At 47.9% G+C, this 24,223-nt stretch carries 13 protein-coding genes, 9 tRNA genes, 3 rRNA genes and 4 pseudogenes; 27 read left to right on the forward strand and 2 right to left on the reverse strand.

Features of this window, described 5'->3' with window-relative positions:
- The first annotated feature begins 282 nt into the window (after window positions 1-282).
- From ACTWJ7_RS09640 to yajC, 20 genes and pseudogenes are all read left to right on the forward strand, one after another.
- A 16S ribosomal RNA gene (locus ACTWJ7_RS09640) occupies window positions 283-1,833 on the forward strand.
- A 307-nt stretch (window positions 1,834-2,140) separates the two neighbouring features.
- A 23S ribosomal RNA gene (locus ACTWJ7_RS09645) occupies window positions 2,141-5,066 on the forward strand.
- Window positions 5,067-5,148: 82 nt separating this feature from the next.
- Window positions 5,149-5,265: ribosomal RNA gene (gene rrf / locus ACTWJ7_RS09650) — 5S ribosomal RNA — on the forward strand.
- Together the 16S, 23S and 5S rRNA genes with 9 tRNA genes alongside form the textbook arrangement of a ribosomal RNA operon.
- 85 nt (window positions 5,266-5,350) lie before the next feature.
- Window positions 5,351-5,426: transfer RNA gene (locus ACTWJ7_RS09655), tRNA-Asn, on the forward strand.
- 4 nt (window positions 5,427-5,430) lie between these two features.
- Window positions 5,431-5,502 (forward strand) — tRNA-Glu (locus ACTWJ7_RS09660).
- Between the two features lie 124 nt (window positions 5,503-5,626).
- Window positions 5,627-5,702: transfer RNA gene (locus ACTWJ7_RS09665), tRNA-Val, on the forward strand.
- Window positions 5,703-5,722: 20 nt separating this feature from the next.
- Window positions 5,723-5,796 (forward strand) — tRNA-Met (locus ACTWJ7_RS09670).
- A 27-nt stretch (window positions 5,797-5,823) separates the two neighbouring features.
- Window positions 5,824-5,901: transfer RNA gene (locus ACTWJ7_RS09675), tRNA-Asp, on the forward strand.
- Window positions 5,902-5,921: 20 nt separating this feature from the next.
- Window positions 5,922-5,996, forward strand: a tRNA-Gly gene (locus tag ACTWJ7_RS09680).
- Window positions 5,997-6,004: 8 nt separating this feature from the next.
- Window positions 6,005-6,081 (forward strand) — tRNA-Arg (locus ACTWJ7_RS09685).
- A gap of 14 nt (window positions 6,082-6,095) precedes the next feature.
- Window positions 6,096-6,174: transfer RNA gene (locus tag ACTWJ7_RS09690), tRNA-Leu, on the forward strand.
- Between the two features lie 7 nt (window positions 6,175-6,181).
- Window positions 6,182-6,255, forward strand: a tRNA-Pro gene (locus tag ACTWJ7_RS09695).
- A 233-nt stretch (window positions 6,256-6,488) separates the two neighbouring features.
- The gene (locus ACTWJ7_RS09700; protein WP_301878371.1) at window positions 6,489-7,181 is read left to right on the forward strand and encodes a BofC C-terminal domain-containing protein; all 693 of its coding nucleotides are present in this window, start codon (window positions 6,489-6,491) and stop codon (window positions 7,179-7,181) included.
- Window positions 7,182-7,475: 294 nt separating this feature from the next.
- Complete coding sequence (gene ruvC / locus ACTWJ7_RS09705; RefSeq protein WP_024633031.1) at window positions 7,476-7,979, forward strand: crossover junction endodeoxyribonuclease RuvC; 504 nt, start codon at window positions 7,476-7,478, stop codon at window positions 7,977-7,979.
- On the forward strand, window positions 7,976-8,590 hold the full coding sequence (ruvA, locus tag ACTWJ7_RS09710) for a Holliday junction branch migration protein RuvA (RefSeq protein ID WP_079350721.1): 615 nt from the start codon (window positions 7,976-7,978) through the stop codon (window positions 8,588-8,590). Before ruvC ends, ruvA begins: the two co-directional genes overlap by 4 nt.
- A gap of 55 nt (window positions 8,591-8,645) precedes the next feature.
- On the forward strand, window positions 8,646-9,656 hold the full coding sequence (gene ruvB / locus ACTWJ7_RS09715) for a Holliday junction branch migration DNA helicase RuvB (RefSeq protein WP_024633033.1): 1,011 nt from the start codon (window positions 8,646-8,648) through the stop codon (window positions 9,654-9,656).
- Window positions 9,657-9,738: 82 nt separating this feature from the next.
- Window positions 9,739-11,812 (forward strand): annotated as a pseudogene (locus ACTWJ7_RS09720) (SpoIID/LytB domain-containing protein).
- 7 nt (window positions 11,813-11,819) lie between these two features.
- A complete protein-coding gene (gene queA, locus ACTWJ7_RS09725; RefSeq protein ID WP_301878369.1) occupies window positions 11,820-12,848 on the forward strand; it encodes a tRNA preQ1(34) S-adenosylmethionine ribosyltransferase-isomerase QueA in 1,029 nt (342 codons plus the stop codon).
- 45 nt (window positions 12,849-12,893) lie between these two features.
- Window positions 12,894-14,030: a tRNA guanosine(34) transglycosylase Tgt gene (gene tgt, locus ACTWJ7_RS09730; RefSeq protein WP_094939106.1), complete on the forward strand. Its 1,137-nt coding sequence runs from the start codon at window positions 12,894-12,896 to the stop codon at window positions 14,028-14,030.
- Between the two features lie 68 nt (window positions 14,031-14,098).
- Entirely contained in the window at window positions 14,099-14,410 is a 312-nt protein-coding gene (gene yajC, locus ACTWJ7_RS09735; protein WP_301878368.1) for a preprotein translocase subunit YajC, read from the forward strand.
- Between the two features lie 128 nt (window positions 14,411-14,538).
- Here the strand turns inward: yajC and ACTWJ7_RS09740 are convergent, their stop codons facing one another.
- Window positions 14,539-14,931: a TIGR04086 family membrane protein gene (locus ACTWJ7_RS09740; RefSeq protein ID WP_301249186.1), complete on the reverse strand. Its 393-nt coding sequence runs from the start codon at window positions 14,929-14,931 to the stop codon at window positions 14,539-14,541.
- 228 nt (window positions 14,932-15,159) lie between these two features.
- Here ACTWJ7_RS09740 and ACTWJ7_RS09745 point away from each other — a divergent pair, with 228 nt between their 5' ends.
- Entirely contained in the window at window positions 15,160-15,876 is a 717-nt protein-coding gene (locus ACTWJ7_RS09745; protein WP_079350742.1) for a DUF421 domain-containing protein, read from the forward strand.
- 3 nt (window positions 15,877-15,879) lie between these two features.
- On the opposite strand, the pseudogene spoVB reads toward ACTWJ7_RS09745, so the two are convergent.
- Window positions 15,880-17,480, reverse strand: a pseudogene (gene spoVB, locus ACTWJ7_RS09750) (stage V sporulation protein B).
- Window positions 17,481-17,703: 223 nt separating this feature from the next.
- On the opposite strand from spoVB, the pseudogene ACTWJ7_RS09755 reads away from it, so the two are divergent.
- The 6 genes and pseudogenes from ACTWJ7_RS09755 to ACTWJ7_RS09780 all read left to right on the forward strand — a co-directional run.
- A pseudogene (locus ACTWJ7_RS09755) lies at window positions 17,704-17,931 on the forward strand (post-transcriptional regulator); the annotation flags it as partial.
- A 101-nt stretch (window positions 17,932-18,032) separates the two neighbouring features.
- Window positions 18,033-19,282: pseudogene (gene secD / locus ACTWJ7_RS09760) on the forward strand (protein translocase subunit SecD).
- Complete coding sequence (gene secF / locus ACTWJ7_RS09765; protein WP_301878366.1) at window positions 19,272-20,180, forward strand: protein translocase subunit SecF; 909 nt, start codon at window positions 19,272-19,274, stop codon at window positions 20,178-20,180. Before secD ends, secF begins: the two are co-directional and overlap by 11 nt.
- A 74-nt stretch (window positions 20,181-20,254) precedes the next feature.
- Window positions 20,255-21,220 carry a cation diffusion facilitator family transporter gene (locus tag ACTWJ7_RS09770; RefSeq protein ID WP_285078910.1) on the forward strand — a complete coding sequence of 322 codons (966 nt, stop codon included), beginning with the start codon at window positions 20,255-20,257 and terminating at the stop codon, window positions 21,218-21,220.
- Window positions 21,221-21,259: 39 nt separating this feature from the next.
- On the forward strand, window positions 21,260-23,668 hold the full coding sequence (recJ, locus tag ACTWJ7_RS09775) for a single-stranded-DNA-specific exonuclease RecJ (RefSeq protein ID WP_079350714.1): 2,409 nt from the start codon (window positions 21,260-21,262) through the stop codon (window positions 23,666-23,668).
- Window positions 23,669-23,704: 36 nt separating this feature from the next.
- On the forward strand, window positions 23,705-24,217 hold the full coding sequence (locus ACTWJ7_RS09780) for an adenine phosphoribosyltransferase (RefSeq protein WP_024633046.1): 513 nt from the start codon (window positions 23,705-23,707) through the stop codon (window positions 24,215-24,217).
- Window positions 24,218-24,223 lie beyond the last annotated feature (6 nt).

Consider the following 24,223-nt stretch of genomic DNA (forward strand, 5'->3'; position numbering starts at 1 on the left):
ACGGGGATTTAGAATCTATTAAATGTTTTTCGAAAAAACTATTGCATTGGTTTCGTCAGTGTGATATATTATTTAAGTCGCCGCTGAAACACAGTGTTGACAGGGTGAAGAGTAACAAACAAGTTTGATCTTTGAAAACTGAACAACGAGTGAGTAACGATCTTGCTTGCAAGATCGACGCTGAGAAATCAGTACACGTCTTCGGACCGTATGATTTCGAAGCATAAATGAGATTTTTAATCTCGTCAGTTTCAAAATGAGCATATCGCTCTTTTCAATACTTTATTGGAGAGTTTGATCCTGGCTCAGGACGAACGCTGGCGGCATGCCTAATACATGCAAGTCGAGCGGACTTGAAGAGAAGCTTGCTTCTCCGATGGTTAGCGGCGGACGGGTGAGTAACACGTAGGCAACCTGCCCTCAAGCTTGGGACAACTACCGGAAACGGTAGCTAATACCGAATAGTTGTTTTCTTCTCCTGAAGAAAACTGGAAAGACGGAGCAATCTGTCACTTGGGGATGGGCCTGCGGCGCATTAGCTAGTTGGTGGGGTAACGGCTCACCAAGGCGACGATGCGTAGCCGACCTGAGAGGGTGATCGGCCACACTGGGACTGAGACACGGCCCAGACTCCTACGGGAGGCAGCAGTAGGGAATCTTCCGCAATGGGCGAAAGCCTGACGGAGCAATGCCGCGTGAGTGATGAAGGTTTTCGGATCGTAAAGCTCTGTTGCCAGGGAAGAACGCTTGGGAGAGTAACTGCTCTCAAGGTGACGGTACCTGAGAAGAAAGCCCCGGCTAACTACGTGCCAGCAGCCGCGGTAATACGTAGGGGCAAGCGTTGTCCGGAATTATTGGGCGTAAAGCGCGCGCAGGCGGTCATTTAAGTCTGGTGTTTAATCCCGGGGCTCAACCCCGGATCGCACTGGAAACTGGGTGACTTGAGTGCAGAAGAGGAGAGTGGAATTCCACGTGTAGCGGTGAAATGCGTAGATATGTGGAGGAACACCAGTGGCGAAGGCGACTCTCTGGGCTGTAACTGACGCTGAGGCGCGAAAGCGTGGGGAGCAAACAGGATTAGATACCCTGGTAGTCCACGCCGTAAACGATGAGTGCTAGGTGTTAGGGGTTTCGATACCCTTGGTGCCGAAGTTAACACATTAAGCACTCCGCCTGGGGAGTACGGTCGCAAGACTGAAACTCAAAGGAATTGACGGGGACCCGCACAAGCAGTGGAGTATGTGGTTTAATTCGAAGCAACGCGAAGAACCTTACCAGGTCTTGACATCCCTCTGACCGGTACAGAGATGTACCTTTCCTTCGGGACAGAGGAGACAGGTGGTGCATGGTTGTCGTCAGCTCGTGTCGTGAGATGTTGGGTTAAGTCCCGCAACGAGCGCAACCCTTGATCTTAGTTGCCAGCATTTCGGATGGGCACTCTAAGGTGACTGCCGGTGACAAACCGGAGGAAGGTGGGGATGACGTCAAATCATCATGCCCCTTATGACCTGGGCTACACACGTACTACAATGGCCGGTACAACGGGCAGTGAAACCGCGAGGTGGAACGAATCCTAAAAAGCCGGTCTCAGTTCGGATTGCAGGCTGCAACTCGCCTGCATGAAGTCGGAATTGCTAGTAATCGCGGATCAGCATGCCGCGGTGAATACGTTCCCGGGTCTTGTACACACCGCCCGTCACACCACGAGAGTTTATAACACCCGAAGTCGGTGGGGTAACCGTAAGGAGCCAGCCGCCGAAGGTGGGATAGATGATTGGGGTGAAGTCGTAACAAGGTAGCCGTATCGGAAGGTGCGGCTGGATCACCTCCTTTCTATGGAGAATCGTTTCCCGCGTGGAAACATTCAAATACGCAGCTTAGCTGCAAACTTACTCACTCGTTGCTCAGTTTTGAGAGTTTAAACTCTCAAACAGCTTGCTTTTGCATGGAGCTTGTTCTTTGAAAACTAGATATCGAAACGAAATTTTGCGATTTAGAACATTCCTTTTTAAGCTGAACTTGTGTATAACAAGTTTCAATAAATAGTGAAAACTGCATTGCGATGGTATCGGATGGGAGCGACTTTTGGCTTTGCGTAAGCAAAACAAGGGAAGCGAGCAGTGGAAACCGGAGCAATTATGGTTAAGCTACTAAGAGCACACGGAGGATGCCTAGGCGCTAGGAGCCGATGAAGGACGTGGCGAACAACGAAACTGCCTCGGGGAGCTGTAAGCAAGCTTTGATCCGGGGGTGTCCGAATGGGGAAACCCAGCTGGGGTAATTTCCAGTTACTCACAACTGAATACATAGGTTGTGCAGAGGCATACCAAGGGAACTGAAACATCTAAGTACCTTGAGGAAGAGAAAACAATAGTGATTCCGTCAGTAGCGGCGAGCGAACGCGGAGAAGCCCAAACCAGAGAGCTTGCTCTTTGGGGTTGTGGGACGTCTCACATGGAGTTACAAAGGAACCGGTTAAGTGAAGAGGTCTGGAAAGGCCCGCCAAAGAAGGTAAAAGCCCTGTAGTTGAAAGTCTGTTCCCTCCGAGACGGATCCCGAGTAGTGCGGGGCACGTGAAACCCCGTATGAATCCGGCAGGACCATCTGCCAAGGCTAAATACTTCCTAGCGACCGATAGTGAAGCAGTACCGTGAGGGAAAGGTGAAAAGCACCCGGAAGGGGAGTGAAATAGAACCTGAAACCGTGTGCTTACAAAAAGTCAGAGCCCGTTTTAGGGGTGATGGCGTGCCTTTTGTAGAATGAACCGGCGAGTTACGTTCCCGTGCAAGGTTAAGGTGAAGAGCCGGAGCCGCAGCGAAAGCGAGTCTGAATAGGGCGACTTAGTACGTGGACGTAGACCCGAAACCGGGTGATCTACCCCTGTCCAGGGTGAAGGTGCGGTAACACGCACTGGAGGCCCGAACCCACGCATGTTGAAAAATGCGGGGATGAGGTGGGGGTAGCGGAGAAATTCCAATCGAACTCGGAGATAGCTGGTTCTCCCCGAAATAGCTTTAGGGCTAGCCTCGGAAAACAGAGTCGTGGAGGTAGAGCACTGATTGGGTGCGGGGCCCGCAAGGGTTACCAAGCTCAGTCAAACTCCGAATGCCATAGACTTACTTCCGGGAGTCAGACAGTGAGTGCTAAGATCCATTGTCAAAAGGGAAACAGCCCAGACCATCAGCTAAGGTCCCCAAGTGTGTGTTAAGTGGGAAAGGATGTGGAGTTGCACAGACAACCAGGATGTTGGCTTAGAAGCAGCCACCATTGAAAGAGTGCGTAATAGCTCACTGGTCGAGTGACTCTGCGCCGAAAATGTAACGGGGCTAAACACACCACCGAAGCTATGGCTTGATGCTTTGCATCAGGGGTAGGGGAGCGTTGTATAAGGGTTGAAGGTGTACCGTAAGGAGCGCTGGACATTATACAAGTGAGAATGCCGGTATGAGTAACGAAAAGATCAGTGAGAATCTGATCCGCCGAAAGCCTAAGGGTTCCTGAGGAAGGCTCGTCCGCTCAGGGTAAGTCGGGACCTAAGGCGAGGCCGAAAGGCGTAGTCGAAGGACAACAGGTCGAAATTCCTGTACCACCGTAAGCCGTTATGAGCAATGGGGGGACGCAGCAGGGTAGTGACGCGGACTGATGGATGTCCGTCTAAGCAGTGAGGCTGATGTGTAGGCAAATCCGCACATCGATAAGGCTGGGCTGTGATGGGGAGCGAAAATTATAGTAGCGAAGGTCATGATCTCACACTGCCAAGAAAAGCCTCTAGCCAGGTGATGGTGCCCGTACCGCAAACCGACACAGGTAGGCGAGAAGAGAATTCTAAGGCGCGCGGAAGAACTCTCGTTAAGGAACTCGGCAAAATGACCCCGTAACTTCGGGAGAAGGGATGCCCCGGTAGTGTGAATAGCACGAGGGGGCCGCAGTGAAAAGGCCCAAGCGACTGTTTAGCAAAAACACAGGTCTGTGCGAAGCCGTAAGGCGAAGTATACGGGCTGACGCCTGCCCGGTGCTGGAAGGTTAAGGGGAGCGGTTAGGAGCAATCCGAAGCTGTGAACCGAAGCCCCAGTAAACGGCGGCCGTAACTATAACGGTCCTAAGGTAGCGAAATTCCTTGTCAGGTAAATTCTGACCCGCACGAATGGCGTAACGACTTGGGCGCTGTCTCAACGAGAGATCCGGTGAAATTTTAATACCTGTGAAGATGCAGGTTACCCGCGACAAGACGGAAAGACCCCATGGAGCTTTACTGCAGCTTGATATTGAATTTGGGTACGATCTGTACAGGATAGGTGGGAGCCTTTGAAACGTGAGCGCCAGCTTGCGTGGAGGCACCGTTGGGATACCACCCTGATCGTATCTAGGTTCTAACCTGGTACCGTAATCCGGTGCGGGGACAGTGTCAGGTGGGCAGTTTGACTGGGGCGGTCGCCTCCTAAAGAGTAACGGAGGCGCCCAAAGGTTCCCTCAGAATGGTTGGAAATCATTCGAAGAGTGCAAAGGCATAAGGGAGCTTGACTGCGAGACCTACAAGTCGAGCAGGGACGAAAGTCGGGCTTAGTGATCCGGTGGTACCGCATGGAAGGGCCATCGCTCAACGGATAAAAGCTACCCTGGGGATAACAGGCTTATCTCCCCCAAGAGTCCACATCGACGGGGAGGTTTGGCACCTCGATGTCGGCTCATCGCATCCTGGGGCTGAAGTAGGTCCCAAGGGTTGGGCTGTTCGCCCATTAAAGCGGTACGCGAGCTGGGTTCAGAACGTCGTGAGACAGTTCGGTCCCTATCTGTCGTGGGCGTAGGAAATTTGAGAGGAGCTGTCCTTAGTACGAGAGGACCGGGATGGACGTACCGCTGGTGTACCAGTTGTTCCGCCAGGAGCACCGCTGGGTAGCTATGTACGGAAGGGATAAGCGCTGAAAGCATCTAAGCGTGAAGCCCCCCTCAAGATGAGATTTCCCAGTATGTAAGACCCCTTGAAGACGACGAGGTAGATAGGCTGGGGGTGGAAGTGCAGCAATGCATGGAGCTGACCAGTACTAATCGGTCGAGGGCTTATCCAAGATATGCAGGTGATACATCGCGAATTTCGTTTCGGATCTAGTTTTCAGAGAATAATCTCTGAAGGTAAGGCTAAGCTATGCGTTTGGTGGCGATGGCGGAGGGGTTCCACACGTACCCATCCCGAACACGACCGTTAAGCCCTCTAGCGCCGATGGTACTTGGACCGCAGGGTCCTGGGAGAGTAGGACGCCGCCAAGCGAACTCTTTCATCCTACATAGAAAACAGATTTTGCGTGTTGACGTTGTACGATGGATTGCATTTGCACTGCAGATGCATTAATATTCCCTGATAGCTCAGTTGGTAGAGCACTCGACTGTTAATCGAGTTGTCACAGGTTCGAGCCCTGTTCGGGGAGCCATTAAGGCCCGTTGGTCAAGGGGTTAAGACACCTCCCTTTCACGGAGGTAACAGGGGTTCGAATCCCCTACGGGTCATAGCTTTATTTTTTAGCTTAAAAAAGGGATGAGAATCCCAAAGGTTCGTCGGAGGATAAACTTAGTTAGCAACTGCTTCGTAGTCTCGAACGAAGTGAGAGTATCCCCTACGGGTCATAAATATGGAGGCTTAGCTCAGCTGGGAGAGCATCTGCCTTACAAGCAGAGGGTCGGGGGTTCGAACCCCTCAGCCTCCACCATATAGTTTTCTAAATAACGACGCGGGGTGGAGCAGCCCGGTAGCTCGTCGGGCTCATAACCCGAAGGCCGCAGGTTCAAATCCTGCCCCCGCAATTATACTTTCTTTTAAGAAAGTGATCTGGAACCGTGGTGTAGTTGGCCTAACATGCCTGCCTGTCACGCAGGAGATCGCGGGTTCGAATCCCGTCGGTTCCGCCATTTTTATCTTATTACCGCTTGCGGACGTGGCTCAGCGGTAGAGCATCGCCTTGCCAAGGCGAGGGTCGCGGGTTCGATTCCCGTCGTCCGCTCCATATTATTTGCGCCCTTAGCTCAGCTGGATAGAGCGTTTGACTACGAATCAAAAGGCCGGGAGTTCGAATCTCTCAGGGCGCGCCATTATAACTTAATACGCCGGCGTGGCGGAATGGCAGACGCGCTCGACTCAAAATCGAGTGGGAAACCGTGGAGGTTCGAGTCCTCTCGCCGGTATAGATAACGGGATGTAGCTCAGCTTGGTAGAGCACCTGGTTTGGGACCAGGGGGTCGCATGTTCAAATCGTGTCATCCCGATCTCAAAAAGACAGACTATCTTTTCATAGATAGTCTGTCTTTTTATTTATATTTTGAAGTATGCTGAGCAATAACAACCTCTTCACTCATGTAAACCTTTAATAAGGGAATAACTATAGCTTTTATCTTGTTTGTGCTCAAGTGCAGCGCATTACTGATGCCTTAGGTTGATTTTGCATAAACCCCAAGTCTTTCGGTCACAATAGGTTTAAAAAGTGATAGAAGGGGTTCATGTGAACACGTTTAACTTCAAAAAACAATTCAAGAGACGCTGGCGTCGGTGGAAACGAACAGTATGGATGACTGCAGCGTTGGCTGCTGTAGCTATATTGGCTTACAGTGGTTTGACGATTTCTTCTGCGATCGAGCGTTTACTAACGACCAATTTCAGTGAGGCAGTATCCGTAATGGGACCTGCTACGAATGAACAAAGGTCTGAGCAAGAAATTGAGACTTTGATGGAACAACTCGGGTCTGATCCGGACCGTTTAACGAGTGTTGTGCTGGAGACGCAATATATATGTGGGGTAGAGACGGAACAATTGGGAAAGATGGCTGTTCCTCAATGGAAGATGCTGCTCGTTCAACATCCGGATTGGGATGCTCAGGTTGAGTCAGCAGCAGTGTTACGAGTTAAGCAACATGTGGACGATCTTTCTCCACTATGTAAAGAGCAGGCGTATATTAGTATAGATGCTGTGGGCAATCTCAACCTTTATGAGGGGCGACCAGCAGAAGAGAAAATCATCCGTACTTTTTTTCAAATGGACGTAAGAACGTTGGAGACTTCATTGCCGGAAGGTGTATTGGAGCAGTTGCAGCAGGGTATTCGTATTCAGGACAAGGATGAGTATGATAGTGTGATTTCGACGTTCAGCGATTATGCGGTGGATGAAGCCAATAAAGAAATCCGCAATGGCGGATAAATAAATAGGCTGATCTGCATTGAACACATTTGTTTACATTGGATAGAGGAGAAGTACCTGCTCGAAGGACATCACAGCTTATACAACATACGAAGTGAAACGAAGGACATCGAAAGATGTCCTTTTTGTCGTTCCATGACCGAAACACCTGAATATAGGAAATAACGATTGTAGGTTGTTCACGAAATTCAGGCGAGTGTAAGGAAGGACAAAGTTTTTCCTGCCGCAGGGTCTATCTTTTGTTATAATGAAATGAACGATACATATGTTCGCTTTTGTAAGGGAGAGATGGATTTGCGTTTTTTGGGAATTGACCCGGGGATTGCGATTGTCGGTTTTGGTTTTGTGGATAAAATCGGCAGTAAGGTAACCCCTGTACAATATGGCTGTATTCAGACTGAAGCTCATACCCCTGAAGAAGAACGGCTGCTTCATGTATATGAGGGCATGGTACAGCTGATTGATAAATATAAACCGGACGCGGTAGCGCTGGAGAAACTTTTTTTCAATCGTAACGTTACAACAGCGATGTCTGTCAGTCAGGCGAGAGGTGTCATGGTACTGGCTGCTGCCCAGAAGGGACTGCCTATTGCCGAATATACGCCGATGCAGATTAAGCAGGCGATTGTTGGATACGGAAAAGCGGAGAAGCGGCAAGTGCAGGAGATGGTCAAAATGTTTTTGCGTTTACAGGCGATTCCGAAGCCGGATGACGTAGCGGATGCTTTGGCTGTAGCCGTGTGCCATGCACACTCATATACATTAAATTCCAAGTTGAATGAGGTATTGCGAAAATGATTGATTTTCTAAGAGGACAGTTTATACATCTGGAGAACGAATATATTGTGCTTGATGTGCACGGAGTCGGATATCGTGTGTTCTGCCCGAACCCTTTTGCATTTGCGAAGCAAGAGGGCGAAATTATAGTGTATACCCATCACCATGTACGTGAAGATGCGATATTGCTGTTTGGTTTTGCTACTCGGGAGGAACAGAAGTTATTTCGCAAGCTGATCGAGGTATCAGGTATTGGCCCCAAAGTTGCACTGGGTATACTTGCTGGCGGTACGCCGGATCATGTCGTGACGGCCATTTATCAAGAGAATCTGACGTTCCTGACCAAACTTCCGGGAATTGGTAAGAAAACAGCGCAGCGTATGATACTGGACCTCAAGGACAAATTGGATGGTTTTGGTGCTGCTACGTATGCAACAGGTTTGTTTGCTCCTCCTTCAGAAGAAGCAGGAAGCGGCTCTGCCTGGGATGAGGCTCGTGAAGGTCTCAAGGCGCTGGGTTATACCGACAGTGAGCTCGATAAAGTATGGCTCAAACTGAAGAAAGATGTTACTTCGGCTGATTCTGTTGATGTGTTAATGAAACGGGCACTGCAAATGCTGTTTACAGGATAATTAATTTTGCCTCTATAATAGAGCAGTAAGCCGCATAAAAAAGGTAGGGATGAACATGGATGACCGGATTATTTCCGCGAACCTGATGATGGAAGATCAAGCTGTGGAGCTCAGCCTTCGTCCCCGGTATCTGAATGAATATATCGGGCAGAACCAGGCTAAGGAAAATTTGAAAATATACATTGAAGCCGCCAAAATGCGTAATGAGGCGCTCGATCATGTGTTGTTATATGGCCCGCCTGGACTTGGGAAAACAACACTTGCGAATATCATTGCCAACGAATTGGGTGTTAACTTGCGTACGACATCAGGACCAGCAATTGAACGCCCAGGCGATCTGGCTGCGTTGCTGACTAACCTGCAAGAAGGGGATGTCCTGTTTATTGACGAGATTCATCGCCTTCATCGTACGGTAGAAGAAGTTATGTATCCCGCGATGGAAGACTTTGCGTTGGATATTATGATCGGAAAAGGCCCAAGTGCCCGCTCTGTACGTCTTGATCTGCCATCATTTACACTGATTGGTGCTACAACCCGCGCAGGCTTGCTGTCTGCGCCTCTCAGAGACCGGTTTGGTGTTATTAGTCGGCTGGAATTCTACACGGTGGACGAGCTGGCTTACATCGTCTCACGAGCCTCCGAGATTCTAGGGGTGGAGATTGTTGGTAATGCCGCTGAGGAGATCGCATTGCGCTCCCGTGGGACGCCAAGGATTGCCAATCGTCTGCTAAAAAGAGTACGTGACTTTGCTCAGGTACGGGGTGATGGTATCATCACACAGACTCTGGCGGAAGAAGCACTGCAACGTCTTCAGATTGATCCGCGCGGTCTGGACGAGATCGATCACAAGATGCTCAAATCAATGATTAACAGTTTCCGTGGAGGCCCGGTGGGTCTGGATACGATTGCCGCTACGATCGGTGAAGAGAGTCAAACCATAGAGGATGTTTACGAGCCCTATCTGCTGCAGATTGGCATGCTTCAACGTACACCGAGGGGCAGAATTGTAACGGACCAGGCCTATCATCATCTGGGTTTGCCTGTTCCACCGAGAGATGCCAAATAAATTGTGATTATATATCAAAGAGATTCATTTCAAAATACTACTTGGGACAAACATGGAGAGGAGACTGATCGTGGGGAAAGCAATGCAAACAAAGAAGTGGAGTCGGCGTTTGAAGGTTCTGGCCGCAGCTCTGTTGACGGTAGGGTGTCTGCAAGTGCCTGTGTATGCCGCTGAAAGTGATGGACAGATGATCCGGGTAGCCATGTTTGCTAACCTGGGGAGTACGTATAAATCGACTACACCATTGATTACGCTTGAGTCGAGTGGAAAATGGAATATTAGTTCCGAAAGCGGAGCAAGCATAACCCTTCCGGCAGGACAAATCCGTTTCAGTGCGGATGGATTCCGCGTCAAAGTATTGGAAACAGGGGATTTCAAAACGGCAGCAGCAGCTGCGAAATTGTTGCAGGCCACCAGCGATAAACCGTTGTTGTTTACAACGTCTCTGAATGGTAAAGCAACCTATCAGCTCTACACCGGTAACTATGCTACAGAAGCGTTGGCCGGACAAGCGGTAGCACGCGTGCAAAAGGTGGCCGCAGCCCAACTGGGGGACAAAAACCAGCGGTGACGGGCAGCAAGCGTCTATCGGCTGGAGTCTACAGTTCACTTCAAGAGGCAGAAACAGCGCAAGCGTCCTTTTTATCGGCAGGAGTTAGTGCCTATACGGTGCTTCAACTGGATGGAGGAAGTCAAGGGTATACCGTATGGGTTGGTGAAGCCTCAACAGATGCTGAGCTGGCAACATTCAAAAAGAGTGTGGAAGCCAGTGTTCCAGGAGTATCCCTATCTCCGATAAACAGTAATAGTGCTGCACTTATCATCCGTCAGGATGCCGGGTTAAGTACGGATACACTTAAAACAGCACCGCACTACACCATTGCTGGAAGTGAAGCCAAGGCGTTAGTTCAAGGAGACGGCAGTGGAATCAAAGTGGTGGAACGTTCAGGGCGGACATATCGCGGTAACATGGAAATTAGCATTGTAAGTGGCGATTTGGCTTTGGTTAATGTCGTTCCACTGGAGCAATATTTATACTCCGTCGTTGGTGCAGAAGTTTATTCATCCTGGCCAGCAGAAGCACTGAAAGTACAGGCTGTCGCTGCACGTTCTTATGCACTTCAACAAGGGGACCGTTTCAAAATTGCCAATGTCGTGGATACCACGCTCAGTCAGGCATACAACGGAATGGGCTCAGAGAATGATAAGGTCTCCAGCGCGGTTGATGCCACCTCTGGAGAAGTTATCAAGAGCGGTGGTAAGATTGTGGAAGCTGTATTCTCTTCCAACGCAGGGGACAGACTGCTGACCCATCCGAGGTATGGAACGGAGGCGGGGGTGTGTTCAGTAACGTGGACAGCCCGGGAGACACATCGGCTCAAGCTGGATTACAAACATGGTATCATGTGCTGTTGAGTACAGGAGTCAGCGGCTATATTCGTGAAGATAATGCAAAAGAATTAACGACCAAAACGGATGCGGGTTTAGCCAAAGTGACGGTTACTGCCCAAAATACCAATGTGCGTCCCATTCCGTTAATTCAATCCAATGTTGAACCGGTAGCGAAAATAAATCCAGGCAATGAGGTTGTTGTTCTGGCCAAAGTGCCGCAATCCAATGATTATGCTTGGGTAAGAGGACCATTCACGTCAGCTCAATTGGTTAAATCCTTGCAAGGTAAAACGACTTCTACTGTTCCATCTTCGATTTCAACGCTGGAAGTGACCAAGCGTGGGCCATCAGGAAGAGCACTTGAAGTCACTGCGAATGGCCAGCCTATGTCGGTAAAATATGCAGATACATACCGCTCAGCTTTAGGTGGATTACCGAGTACTTTATTTGATATTGCAGGGACCGGAAGTTATACTGTATTAGGCGCTGACGGCAAAACAGCAAGCAAAACCGGCTCACAGGATGCTGCTGTACTATCTGCCTCAGGCACAGGAACTTCATCCAGTAATGCTCTTGTGGTTATGAGTGGTGATGGTCAAGCCCGAGCTGTAACTCAGGGCCAAAGCTTCATGTTTATCGGTCAGGGCAACGGGCACGGATTGGGCTTGTCCCAATGGGGTGCCAAAGGCATGGCAGATGAAGGGTATGATTACCAAGCAATATTGAAACACTATTATCAAAATGCGACTATTGTTAAGGAATGAATAGAATATGAATGTGAACTTATATGATTTTGAATTGCCGGAGAAATTGATTGCACAGACGCCGCTGCTTGACCGCACGGCGTCCCGGTTGCTTACCTTAAACAAGGAAAGCGGTGAGGTTAACCATCACACGTTTCCTGATATTATCGACTTCCTTCAGCCTGGAGATACGCTGGTGTTGAATGATACACGAGTTCTTCCAGCCCGTTTGTTCGGAACCAAAGAAGATACGGGGGCAAAGGCGGAAGTGCTCCTGCTCAAAAACGTGGAGGGCGACCGTTGGGAAGCTCTGGTTAAACCAGGTAAGAAGCTGAAAACCGGCTCGGTCATCGTTTTTAGCGACGAGCTCAGAGCTGTTATTGATGAAGAAGGCGAGATGGGAGCGCGATTGCTTACGTTCTCCTATGATGGAATCTTTCAGGAGATTCTGGATCGTCTGGGTGAAATGCCGCTGCCTCCTTATATTAGAGAGACACTGGATGACCGCGAAAGATATCAAACGGTATATGCGAAGCATGAAGGATCGGCTGCTGCGCCGACAGCAGGATTACATTTTACGGATGAACTGCTGAACCGGATACGGGATAAAGGCGTTAATATAGCTTTCATCACGCTTCACGTGGGACTCGGAACATTCCGGCCTATGTCGGTTGATAATGTTGAAGAGCATGTCATGCATGAGGAATACTATTCCTTGTCTCAAGAGACGGCGGATCTGATTAATGAAACGAAAAAACGTGGCAACCGTATATTTGCTGTAGGAACGACAAGTTGTCGAACACTTGAAACGGTGGGGAGCAAATTTGAAGACGGGCAGCTGCAAGAGAGCAGCGGCTGGACCAAAATCTTTATCTACCCGGGATATACGTTCAAGGTGATTGACGGGATGCTTACGAATTTCCATCTTCCCAAATCCACATTGGTCATGCTGGTCAGTGCGCTTGCGGGCAGAGAACAAATCATGCATGCATATGAGGAAGCAATTAAAGAACAATACCGTTTCTTTAGCTTTGGCGATGCCATGTTGATTTATTAAGTTGTGAAGGTATTACGATTAATTTTTAGAGGATGATTAAAACCAATGGCAGCAATTACGTATGAACATATCAAAACCTGTAAACAATCCGGAGCCCGTTTGGGACGTGTACATACACCTCACGGTATTATTGAGACACCAACCTTCATGCCTGTAGGAACACAGGCGACGGTGAAGACGATGAGTCCCGAAGAGCTGAAAGAGATGGATGCTCAAATCATTTTGAGTAACACCTATCATCTGTTTCTGAGACCTGGGCATGAAATTATACGTCAGGCAGGCGGACTGCACAAATTTATGAACTGGGATCGTCCGATTTTGACTGACAGTGGCGGGTTCCAAGTGTTTTCTCTGAGTGAGATGCGCAAAATTACGGAGGAAGGCGTTAACTTCCGCTCCCATCTCAATGGGGACAAAAAGTTTCTTTCGCCTGAAGTGGCAATGGAAATTCAGAATGCACTGGGCTCCGATATTATGATGGCATTTGATGAATGCCCGCCGTATCCGGCAGAGTATGAATATGTAAAAAAATCACTTGAAAGAACGAGTCGCTGGGCAGAACGTTGTCTGGAAAGTCATGCTCGTCCAAATGATCAAGGGCTGTTTGCTATCGTACAGGGAGGCATGCATGAAGATCTTCGCCGCCAGAGCGCGGCAGATTTGACTTCCATGGATTTCCCGGGGTATGCTATTGGTGGACTGAGTGTTGGAGAACCGAAACATTTGATGTATGGTGTGTTGGACTACACCGTTCCTTTGTTGCCGTCCAATAAACCACGCTATCTAATGGGTGTTGGTTCACCCGATGCATTGATTGAGGGATCGATTCGCGGAGTGGACATGTTCGATTGTGTTCTGCCTACTCGAATTGCCCGTAACGGAACTACAATGACCAGCCAAGGACGTCTGGTAGTTCGTAATGCCAAGTTTGCAACTGATTTTGGGCCACTAGACCCTGAATGTGATTGCTACACTTGCCGTAACTATTCCAGAGCTTATCTGCGTCATTTAATCAAAGCGGATGAAACGTTTGGCTTGCGTTTGACGACCATCCACAATCTTCATTTCTTGCAGAATTTGATGCGCAATGTGCGTAAAGCCATAATGGAAGATCGTTTGCTTGATTTCCGGGATGAATTTTTCGATCAATATGGTCTTCATGACAATGACAGAGGTTTCTGATCAGGGGTTTTTGCGGAGCCGAAGTAACAAGTTTTACTTGTAAGTATAGTCGATAAGGGGGAGTTTGAATGTTTCAGGGTATGAATTTAGCGGGAACTCAAGCAGGCGGTGGAATTGTATCTCTGATAGTACCTTTGGTACTTATGGTTGCGATTTTTTACTTCTTGATGATTCGTCCACAGAACAAAAAACAAAAGCAACGTAATTCCATGTTAGGTCAATTGAAAAAAGGCGATAAAATTGTTACCATCGGTGGTCTTCACGGAACGATCGCTGAAATCACGGATGATGTGGTTGTACTGCGTGTAAACGATGTAACTAAACTGACTTTCGATCGTAATGCGATCAGCAGTGCAGTTGCCCGCGATACGGCTGAATAAATCCTAGATGTTAAAAAGCCTGTAAGGCTATGAGTACGTTTGCAGCGTATTCTTCATTGTCAGAGAACTGGATCTCCTTGGAGACCCGGTTCTCTTTCTTTTTTAAGTAACCGTTATAGCCCGATCTTCTATGATCTTCGTGTGTTGACTCCAAATATTCCTCCTAGTGCAGAAATCAGGAAGGCACTTGCAAGCTGCAGACTGTCTTTCCAATTAAACGAGGCGTCGAGTGCCAGAAATCCGATCATCAATACAATTAGTCCGTAAACGATTCCGGTAATCCCTCCGTGGTACCAGCCTCGCTCACCCGACCTCTTGCCAGATACAAATCCTCCCACCAACAAGGACAAGCCATGTACAACGTACGTATACAGGGAAAGATCTTGTTCCCGCATTCCGGTCATCCAGAGAAAGAAGGATAGAATCAATGCACCTAACATCATCCACACAAAAGCATGACAGAGGCCCGAAAGAATCGGGTTAGACATTCGAAATGAAACCATTCGGCGAATCAACTGCATGAAGCAACCCCCTTGTACAAGTTTGAAATTAATACAGTGTATGGTCAAGCCCTCCGACTTATGAACTGAATTTTCCATTAAATGAACGCTTTATATTTGCATGAGCATGTAAGCTTCAGGCCAAAATAGGGATTACGCTTCAGGTACCTGTATAAAATTCAGATCCGAAGGAGGAACCCTGTTGTGAATTTCTCAGATGTCGGAGCACATATCTTTCGAACCATACTAATGTACTTTATTGTCTATGGGTCTATTCGGATAATGGGTAAACGTGAAATCGGGAAGCTGTCAATGTTTGATCTGGTCGTATCCATCATGCTTGCAGAGATTGCGGCATTTGTCATCGAAGATACCAATAAGCCGTTATCCCACGGAATAGTACCGATGCTGACCGTACTGGTAGTGCAGATTGCCATGGCTTTTCTCAGTCTCAAAAGCCGCAAGCTTCGATTGATGATCGATGGGAAGCCAACCGTGTTAATTTACAAAGGTAAATTACATCGAGATGAGATGCGCAAGCAGCGTTACAACCTGGATGACCTGCTGTTGCAGCTTCGGGAACAAAATATAGACAGTATTGGTGAAGTGGAATTTGCCATATTGGAGACCACAGGCAAGCTAACTGTTTTTCCAAAAGGTCAGAGCTCTTCAAACGGAAACAGTGGCTCTTCAGGCTCTGGTTCGACAGGCTCTAATTCCAAACAAAAAGGGCGAAATAACAAAATAGAAGGCCTTGAAAATATCAAATATGAAGGGCTGCCATTGCCATTAATCATGGATGGAAAAGTTCAGGACCAGAACCTCGAACTGATCGAGAAAACCAGATTTTGGCTTAAAAATCAAATTCAGCACAAAGGTATTATGGACTTTAAAGACGTGTTTATCTGTTCCATTGATCATAACGGGAAAATTTACGTGAGTTCCAAAGATGATAAAGATAAATGAACTCTAAGAACGGCGTTTAAACCAGGAACCGATAATGGGAGCACGGGAAAGATCGTGAAAGTCAATCATTTTGGTCCAGCCCATAACCATGAAATAAACGATCAGACCAACAAAAGGCGCGAGAAGCATTCTGAGCCAGAACGGAAGCAGGGTCGCAGTCTGTTCGTAAATCACCAGAGTAGCGCCGCCCATGATGAGCATACCAGCACCTGTTTTGACCCAATCCATCATCTTGAAACGGAACTGTAACAGGCTGCGCACACTTCTTGCATGTAAAAGAGTAACGACTGTTGAATTGACACAAATGGCAATCACTGCACCAAAAATACCGTATTCCGGCCGGGAGGCGAGTACCAAAATCAACGTGATTTTGATGACAGCACCAATAAACGTATTGAGCAGTGCCTTCCCCGGACGATCAAGTGCCTGAAGAGCGGCTTGAAGAGGAGCTTGAATGTAGATAAACAAAGCAAAAGGAGCCATGAGCTTAAGCATGCTTCCAATCGATGCATCATTATACAGGACAAGACACATCGGTTCGGCAAGCACATACATAAACACAGAAAATGGAGCACCTGTTACAAGCGCTAGCCGCAAAGCCTGATGCATTCGTTTATGAATGAGCGCACGGTCACCTTGAGCCGAGGCTTCAGACAATGAAGGAACAAGTGACGTGGCTAACGAGGATGTTAATGCTCCCGGCAGTAGAAGTAGCGGTATAATCATGCCTTGTAATGCTCCATACTGGGCCGTTGCAAGCCCTTTGGAGATACCTGCAATAGCCAGACTCTGTGCGGTTACAATCGTCTCAGCGAGATAGGATAGGGAACCAACTAACCGTCCGGCAGTTACGGGGACGGAAATCGCGAGTAAACGACGGAGAAGTCCAGGCTCTGATCCGGTTGAGTTTTTTAAAAGAGCAGGTTTGGGTTTGATTGGAGTTTCGAGTATCGGTTGATGTTGCTCGAGATATTTCTTCTGTCTGGCATAGTTCCACAATAATACGAGCATACCGACGAATTCGCCAACAAGGGCTCCCAGCATGGCTCCTGCTGCTGCTTGGGCAATTCCTTTGGGCAAAAGGAGCCAGGAGAACCAGATCACACAGATAATGCGAATGACCGTTTCAACGATCGATGAAACAGCCGTAGGCATCATGTTTTGCTTTCCCTGGAAATAACCTCTGTAGACTGCAGATACGGCGATAATGGCAATCATAGGGCTCATGCTGACAAACGTGTGATAGACCCTCTCATCGGTCAGAACATACCGGGTGACCCATGGAGCGAAAATAATACACAAAAACATAAACACAACACCAAGGGTCAGTGTGAAGCTCAGGCTGATTTGCAGAATCCGTTGGGGTGAATAACGGTTGGCACCTGTATCGGCTTCGGCTACGAGCTTGGCTACCGCCAATGGAATACCACCAGTGATCAATGTGACGAGTACGATGAAAAAGGGATAGCTCAGTTGGTAGATGCCAACACCTTCTGCACCGATGATCCGTGGCAGCACAATGCGCGGGATGAAACCGAGAATCCGATTAATAATGCCTGCGGCGAGCAGGATCATGGCTCCTGGATAAATGTCTGTTTCTTCAAGACTACCCCTCTTTCCCGGTTGGAGTGCAGGTTTTCATAAACGGGACAAATCCCTCGTTCTTCATCCTATGCCAGTCCAATATCTTCTCATGACAACTTGGACACGATTAACAAAAAGATCCATCAACAGCAAGAAGGAATATGATCGGGTAAAGTCGAATGATGTAATATTGATGCCGCATAAAGGCTTGGATGTATGAAGGGAGGCTCCCCGTTGGAGGAAATGAATGATGTGGAGTTGGAACAGTCTATAGAGATGCTCTGCCGCAGCAAAGCAGAGGAATTAAGGCTTGTCGGGTACGAATATGTCACCAGCAAAGATGTCTGGAATTGCATCAGTCATAAATATGAAAAGCAGGGCATTCCACCGCTTCACCAACTGGTGAACGACATATTGTCACTGAAAGCAACAAGCTTTATGAACTTTATGACCGTGTCTGCATACCGGGGTCCTCTTCTAAACGAAAGGGATCTTTTTTGTTGGAAATTGACTGCTTTTTACGGCATCGCTATAATAGGAATATTGAGAACGAAAGGGGATCTAGGAACGGCATGAAAAGAATCGTCAGTTTCATTTTGGTCGTGCTTGTGACCGCAGGAGTAATGTTGGGCACAAGTCCAGGGCTGCTCAAAAATATACGCTTGGGCCTTGATTTAAAGGGAGGCTACGAGATCTTATATGAAGCAGAGCCGCTGGAAAAAGGACAAGAAGTCACCAAAGCATCTTTGGTGCAAACAGCAAAAAGTTTGGAGAGCCGTGCCAATGCGCTCGGAACAAGCGAGCCGGAAGTAACAACTGAAGGAACAAACCGGATCCGCTTGAAGCTGGCCGGGGTTACCGACGAGGCTGAGGTCAGAGCCAAAATGAAAGAACCCGCTGTTCTGACATTCCGGAGTAAAGCTCCGAACGACAAAGAAGGCGAGTACTCCAAAATTGAGCTTCGCGGTAATGAGTTTGTCGAAAATGCGGCTAAGGTTGTCTTCACTCAATTAAATGAGCCGATGATCGACATTAAAGTAAAAGATAAAGCCAAATTTTCTGAAATCACAAAACGTTTGATCAATCAACCTTTAGCAATCTATCTGGATGATCAATTGCTTTCAGCACCAGAAGTTAGACAACAATTGACTGATGGGTCTGCTCAAATCTCAGGTTCGTATACTCGTGAAGAAGCGAACCAGCTACGTGATACCATTAACCTGGGTGCATTGCCTTTGAAACTTACGGAGAAGTACTCCCAAAGCGTAGGCGCAACTCTTGGTAAATTGTCACTCGATCAGACGATTAAAGCAGGATTAATCGGTTCCGTGATTATTCTGGTGTTCATGATTGGTCTGTACCGTATTCCGGGATTATTGCGAGCTTTGCCTTAATCACACACACGTGGCTGGTACTTGCAATCTTCTACTTGGGAGAATTTGTACTTACCCTTCCAGGGATCGCGGCATTTATCCTGGGTATAGGTATGGCCGTGGATGCCAACATCATCACGTATGAGCGGATCAAGGAAGAGATGCGGAGTGGTAAGTCCATATTGTCATCGGTTAGAGCTGGTGGTAAGAGTTCATTCCGTACCATCATTGACTCCAACATCACGACGATCATTGCGGCTTCAGTGATGTTCATCATGGGTACAGGTGCGGTTAAAGGTTTCGCATTGGTACTGATTTTTGACATCGTAACCAGTATTATCACGAATATTTTCTTCTCCCGCTTCCTGTTGACCCTGCTTGTGCGGGCTAACGTGTTGAAGAAGCCTAAGTACTTCGGAGTGAAGGAGAGTGAAATTCGTGCGCTTTAATTGGAATTTTGATTATGTTAAAGGCAGTAAAATTGCCTATACCTTTTCCATTATTTTAACGATTGCAGGTATTATCAGTATTCTGGCCCTGGGATTGAATTATGCGGTAGATTTCCGCTCAGGTTCAAATGTAGATATTACGGTATCCAAAGCGATCACTACGGAACAAATTAAACCCATTGTTAGTGATCTTGGCGTTGACACAAAGGATGTTCATATTACAACAGGTGCTGACCGGGTTAACGTTCGTTTCTCGAACGTGCTGGATGAGAATCAGGAAAGCAAGTTTAAGCAAGAGTTCACCAAGCTGGATTCAACCGCTTCGTATGAAGTCAACACGGTTGACCCGGAGATGGCTAAAGAACTGGAACGCAATGCCATATATGCGGTTCTCATCGCAAGTATCGGGATTATGATCTATGTAGCTATCCGGTTCGAATGGCGATTTGGTGTGGCTGCTGTTGTTTCGCTCTTCCATGATGCATTTGTAGTTATCAGCGTATTTTCGATCTTCCGACTGGAAGTGAATCTGACCTTCATTACGGCTGTACTAACCATTGTCGGGTTCTCGATCAATGATACAATCGTTATCTTTGACCGAATTCGCGAGAATATGCGTTTTGCTAAAAAGACTACAAAAGCCGATTTGCGTGAAGTAGTCAACCGCAGTTTGTCGCAAACGATGACACGTTCCTTGAATACCACATTCACCGTGTTTATCGCTTCGCTCTGCTTGTTTATTTTTGGTGGAGAATCCATTCGCATGTTCTCACTTGCTATGGTCATCGGAACATTGTTCGGTGCGTATTCTTCAATCTTCATCGCCGCTCCATTGTGGCTGGCGCTCAAAGGTAAACAAACAGAGAAACCTAAAGCAGCTGTCAAAGCATCCAACTAAACATTGTATTGTCAAGCCGCGTCTGCCAGGCGCGGTTTTGCAACTTTAGGTAGAGTATTAAGGGGGGCATCGCCATGACCAGAGAACGTTTCCCTTCTGTTCACGCTGCCACGTGGAGCGGGATCGCCGGGAATTTGACACTCGCAGTAATCAAGGCTGGGTTCGGTTATATGGCAAACAGCAAATCGTTGCTTGCAGACGGCCTGCACTCTGCTTCAGAAGCTGCTTCTTCATTGTCCGGCCTCTTTCCCTCGAAGTCTGTACAAACCAAAAGAAAGGCTCGTAGGGAGCGGTCAAAGGAACATTCACGTATCGCGAGACCTGGAATTTCGGTATTATTGTCTGTGCTCATCCTTATGGGAGGATTGCAGATTGCTATCTCCGCTTTGGGTAGTCTGTCTGGAGATGAACCAGAGTCGCTAGAGAAGTATACCCATGCACTTGTCGTGGCTTTTGCAGCACTGGCTGTGAAAGAAGCAATCTTTCAATATCAATACAGATATTTCCGTAAACGAAATCAATCGCAGGCTCTGGCGTATGCACAGCAGCATCGTCGGGCACTCTACTGTTCACTTATCGTCTTGGTCGGCATTGTAGGTTCCATGACAGGAGAAACAACGGGGTGGAGCATTCTTCGATATATGGACCCGGCAGCTGCATTAATCGCTTCCTGTTTTGTGCTTCATAAAGGGTACAGAATGATTGTGGATACCGTATATGGTTCGCTTGTTCAGGAACTGGAGCAGGAAGAAGCGCATGACTTCAAAGAAACGGTGCAGCGTGTATATGGCATTATTACAATTGAACATCTGGTCGCACGTGAACAGGAACATGATGTTACGATTGAACTGGTCATTAGTGTGAACCCGAGAATTTCTGTGCTCGAGGCACAGGAGATTGCGAATAGGGCGAAGACACTTCTCCTGACTCGTTTCAGTCATGTTAAAGAAGTACAGATCCAGGTTATACCTTATGATCCCGGATATCCTTATAAATCCAATCATGAACTGCCAGATCCTGAAGCGACATTAATTCAGTAATGAAGCTTGGTCCAGTAGATCAGGAAAGGAGCGTTATCATTGCTTTATTCGCAATACCGGTGGAATACACCGAATATCGATTTGGAGGCGGCTGCGGGACTCTCGCAGGCGCTTTCCGTTTCATCACTTGTTGGACGTTTGCTGGTCAGTCGGGGGGTTCATAATGAATTAGAGGCAGAACAGTTTTTGCATCCTGATCTGAATCAGATGCATGATCCTTATCTGCTTCTAGGCATGAAAGAAGCAGTGCCTCGAATCCAGCAGGCCATTGAGCGTGAAGAACATATTTTAATATATGGGGACTATGACGCGGATGGAGTATCGAGCACATCCCTGATGATTCATCTGATGCGTTATCTCGGTGCTTCCTACGATATTTATATCCCTCATCGTTCCAATGAAGGCTACGGGTTACACAATCATGCCTTGGATTGGGCTCATCAACAAGGCGTCACGCTGGTTATCACGGTAGATACCGGAATCAGTGCGGTAGAGCAGATTGCTTATGCTTCAACACTGGGCATGGAAGTTATTGTGACGGATCATCATGAACCGCCTGAAGTTTTACCTGAGGCTTATACGCTTATTAATCCCAAGCTTCCGGACTGTCCTTATCCTTTTAAAGGGTTAGCTGGTGCGGGTGTAGCATTGAAGCTGGCTCAGGCATTGATCGGTGAAGTGCCTGGAGAATGGATGGAGATTGCCGCGATCGGTACGGTTGCCGACTTGATGCCTTTGGAAGGCGAGAATCGGGTTATCGTCAGTTATGGCATTGAATCCATGCGAGGTACGCGTCTGCCTGGTGTAAGTGCTCTGCTTGAAATTAGTGGTGTGGATCAAAGTCAGGTCACCTCCATTAATATTGCTTTTGCAATGGCTCCGCGTATTAATGCAAGCGGACGTCTGGATCATGCTGGCAGAGCCGTATCGCTTCTCACAACCGAGAATCTGGATGAGGCTCACACTCTGGCAGGTCAACTGGACTTGCTGAATCGTGAAAGGCAGCAGGTTGTTGAGGGCATACTTCTGGAAGCGACAGCCCAGTTGGAACAGAAAATTCAGCTTAACTCGGGAGCAGTGCCGGATGTCATCGTTTTGGCGGGAGAAGGCTGGAATGTTGGAGTTGTAGGTATCGTGGCTTCCAAGTTACTTGAACGGTATTATCGGCCAACGCTTATCCTTGGAATCGACCCGGAGAGCGGCGCTTGTAAAGGCTCAGCACGCTCCATAGAGGGCCTGGACATCTATGAGGCATTAACGGCTTGTAAACACACGATGGATCATTATGGTGGTCATCCAGCTGCAGCAGGTATGAGCCTCCATCGTGATCAGCTTAAAGAGCTGGAAGACGGACTGAATGAGTTTGCGGCATCCGTGCTGACGGAGGAGGACTTTGTTCCCCATCGTCTTGCGGATGATGAGTGCAGAATCAGTGATGTGCCATTGCAGGTCATTCAAGAGATCGACAGACTCCAGCCATTTGGCATGAATAATCCTTCTCCTCGTTTTGTTTTGCGCAATGTGACTGTAAAAGAAACACGGACGATGGGACGCGAAAAACGCCATCTGAAATTGGTTTTGGAGCAGGACGGGCAGCAGCTGGAGACGGTCGCTTTTGGTAAGGGAGCATTGGCTGATTTTCTGCCACCAGGCACCATCATTGATGTTATGGGTGAGTTGTCCGTCAATGAGTGGAACGGGATGAGAAAACCACAATTGATGCTTCAGGACATTCAAGTACCACATGCGCAAGTGTTTGATTTGCGAGGCAGTACGGAGCCTTTGAACGCAATGAAGCAGTTCTTGAGCTCGCTTGAAGTCCATTTACGATACAAGTCAGGCTCTATTGGTGCCATCGTACGGAAAGAAACGAATGTTTCCGAGGGAAATTCATTGTATGAACCGTGCCTTTGGGTATATGATAGAAAGGTCGGGTTGTTTCCGTGCAATGCTGCCGCGCAGCATTATGGGCAGGAACAGGTCCGGACGTTATTTGTGTTTGATACGCCGGAAACCCCGGAACAACTTGATGCAATGCTGGCCTTATTCAGCGGAGCCGAGAATATCATCCTTCTGCACGGATCAGGCAACCGCCGAGATCGCCTTCAGATGCCTTCCAGAGAACTCTTCAAGCGTATTTATATGCTGGTGTCCAAATGGAGAGCTGAACCGGTGGAGGAACAAGAGATCACTCCTGTGCTCAGTCGTCAGTGTGGTTGTACACCGCGCATGATTACAATGATGTTGGATGTATTTGAAGAGTTATCGTTCATTACCCGAGAAGATGGAAAGATTATGTTTGTGGATAACCCGCCCAAGCGTGAGCTAACCGCCTCGCGTCATTATCAGGCGCTGGAAAGTATGGCTGAGACAGAGCAGGTGATGCTGGATGCATCTACCCCTCAACTGACACAATGGATGATATCCCGGATGAAGGGCGTATCTTAGATAGAAGTTGTGCATTTATTTTAGGAGGAGATTATTTTGGATTTTAAAGATTATATTCGTGTCATTCCTGACTTTCCACAACCGGGAATCAGCTTCAAAGACATTACGACATTGTTGAAGGATGGAGAAATGTACCGCAAGGCGATCAATGAGCTGAAAGTAATGGTTTCAGATCTCAAAATTGACGTTATTGCCGGACCTGAAGCACGTGGATTCGTTGTGGGCGCTCCTCTAGCGTACGCTCTGGGTGTCGGTTTTGCTCCGATTCGCAAAAGCGGAAAATTACCTGGAGAGACGATCGAAGTCGGTTATGATCTTGAATATGGCAAGGATACGCTTGCTATGCATACAGATGCGATCGAAAAAGGACAAAATGTTCTGATTGCGGATGATCTGCTGGCGACAGGCGGAACGATTGCTACCTCCATTAACCTGATTGAACAATTGGGTGGCAAGATTGTAGGTGCAGCATTCCTGATTGAGCTGTCTGATTTGAATGGACGTGCAAAATTGCCGGGAATTGATGTATTTACATTGATGAACTACTAGAATTCC

This window comes from Paenibacillus sp. 1A_MP2, assembly GCF_052244825.1.
Classification (GTDB): Bacteria; Bacillota; Bacilli; order Paenibacillales; family Paenibacillaceae; genus Paenibacillus; species Paenibacillus vandeheii.

Bases quoted from the DNA above. Each gene is read 5' to 3' on its own strand.
- ruvA (WP_079350721.1), top strand. From the start codon at position 7,976: ATGATTGATTTTCTAAGAGGACAGTTTATACATCTGGAGAACGAATAT.
- ruvB (WP_024633033.1), top strand. From the start codon at position 8,646: ATGGATGACCGGATTATTTCCGCGAACCTGATGATGGAAGATCAAGCT.
- queA (WP_301878369.1), top strand. From the start codon at position 11,820: ATGAATGTGAACTTATATGATTTTGAATTGCCGGAGAAATTGATTGCA.
- tgt (WP_094939106.1), top strand. From the start codon at position 12,894: ATGGCAGCAATTACGTATGAACATATCAAAACCTGTAAACAATCCGGA.
- yajC (WP_301878368.1), top strand. From the start codon at position 14,099: ATGTTTCAGGGTATGAATTTAGCGGGAACTCAAGCAGGCGGTGGAATT.
- ACTWJ7_RS09740 (WP_301249186.1), bottom strand. From the start codon at position 14,931: ATGCAGTTGATTCGCCGAATGGTTTCATTTCGAATGTCTAACCCGATT.
- ACTWJ7_RS09745 (WP_079350742.1), top strand. From the start codon at position 15,160: ATGTACTTTATTGTCTATGGGTCTATTCGGATAATGGGTAAACGTGAA.
- ACTWJ7_RS09770 (WP_285078910.1), top strand. From the start codon at position 20,255: ATGACCAGAGAACGTTTCCCTTCTGTTCACGCTGCCACGTGGAGCGGG.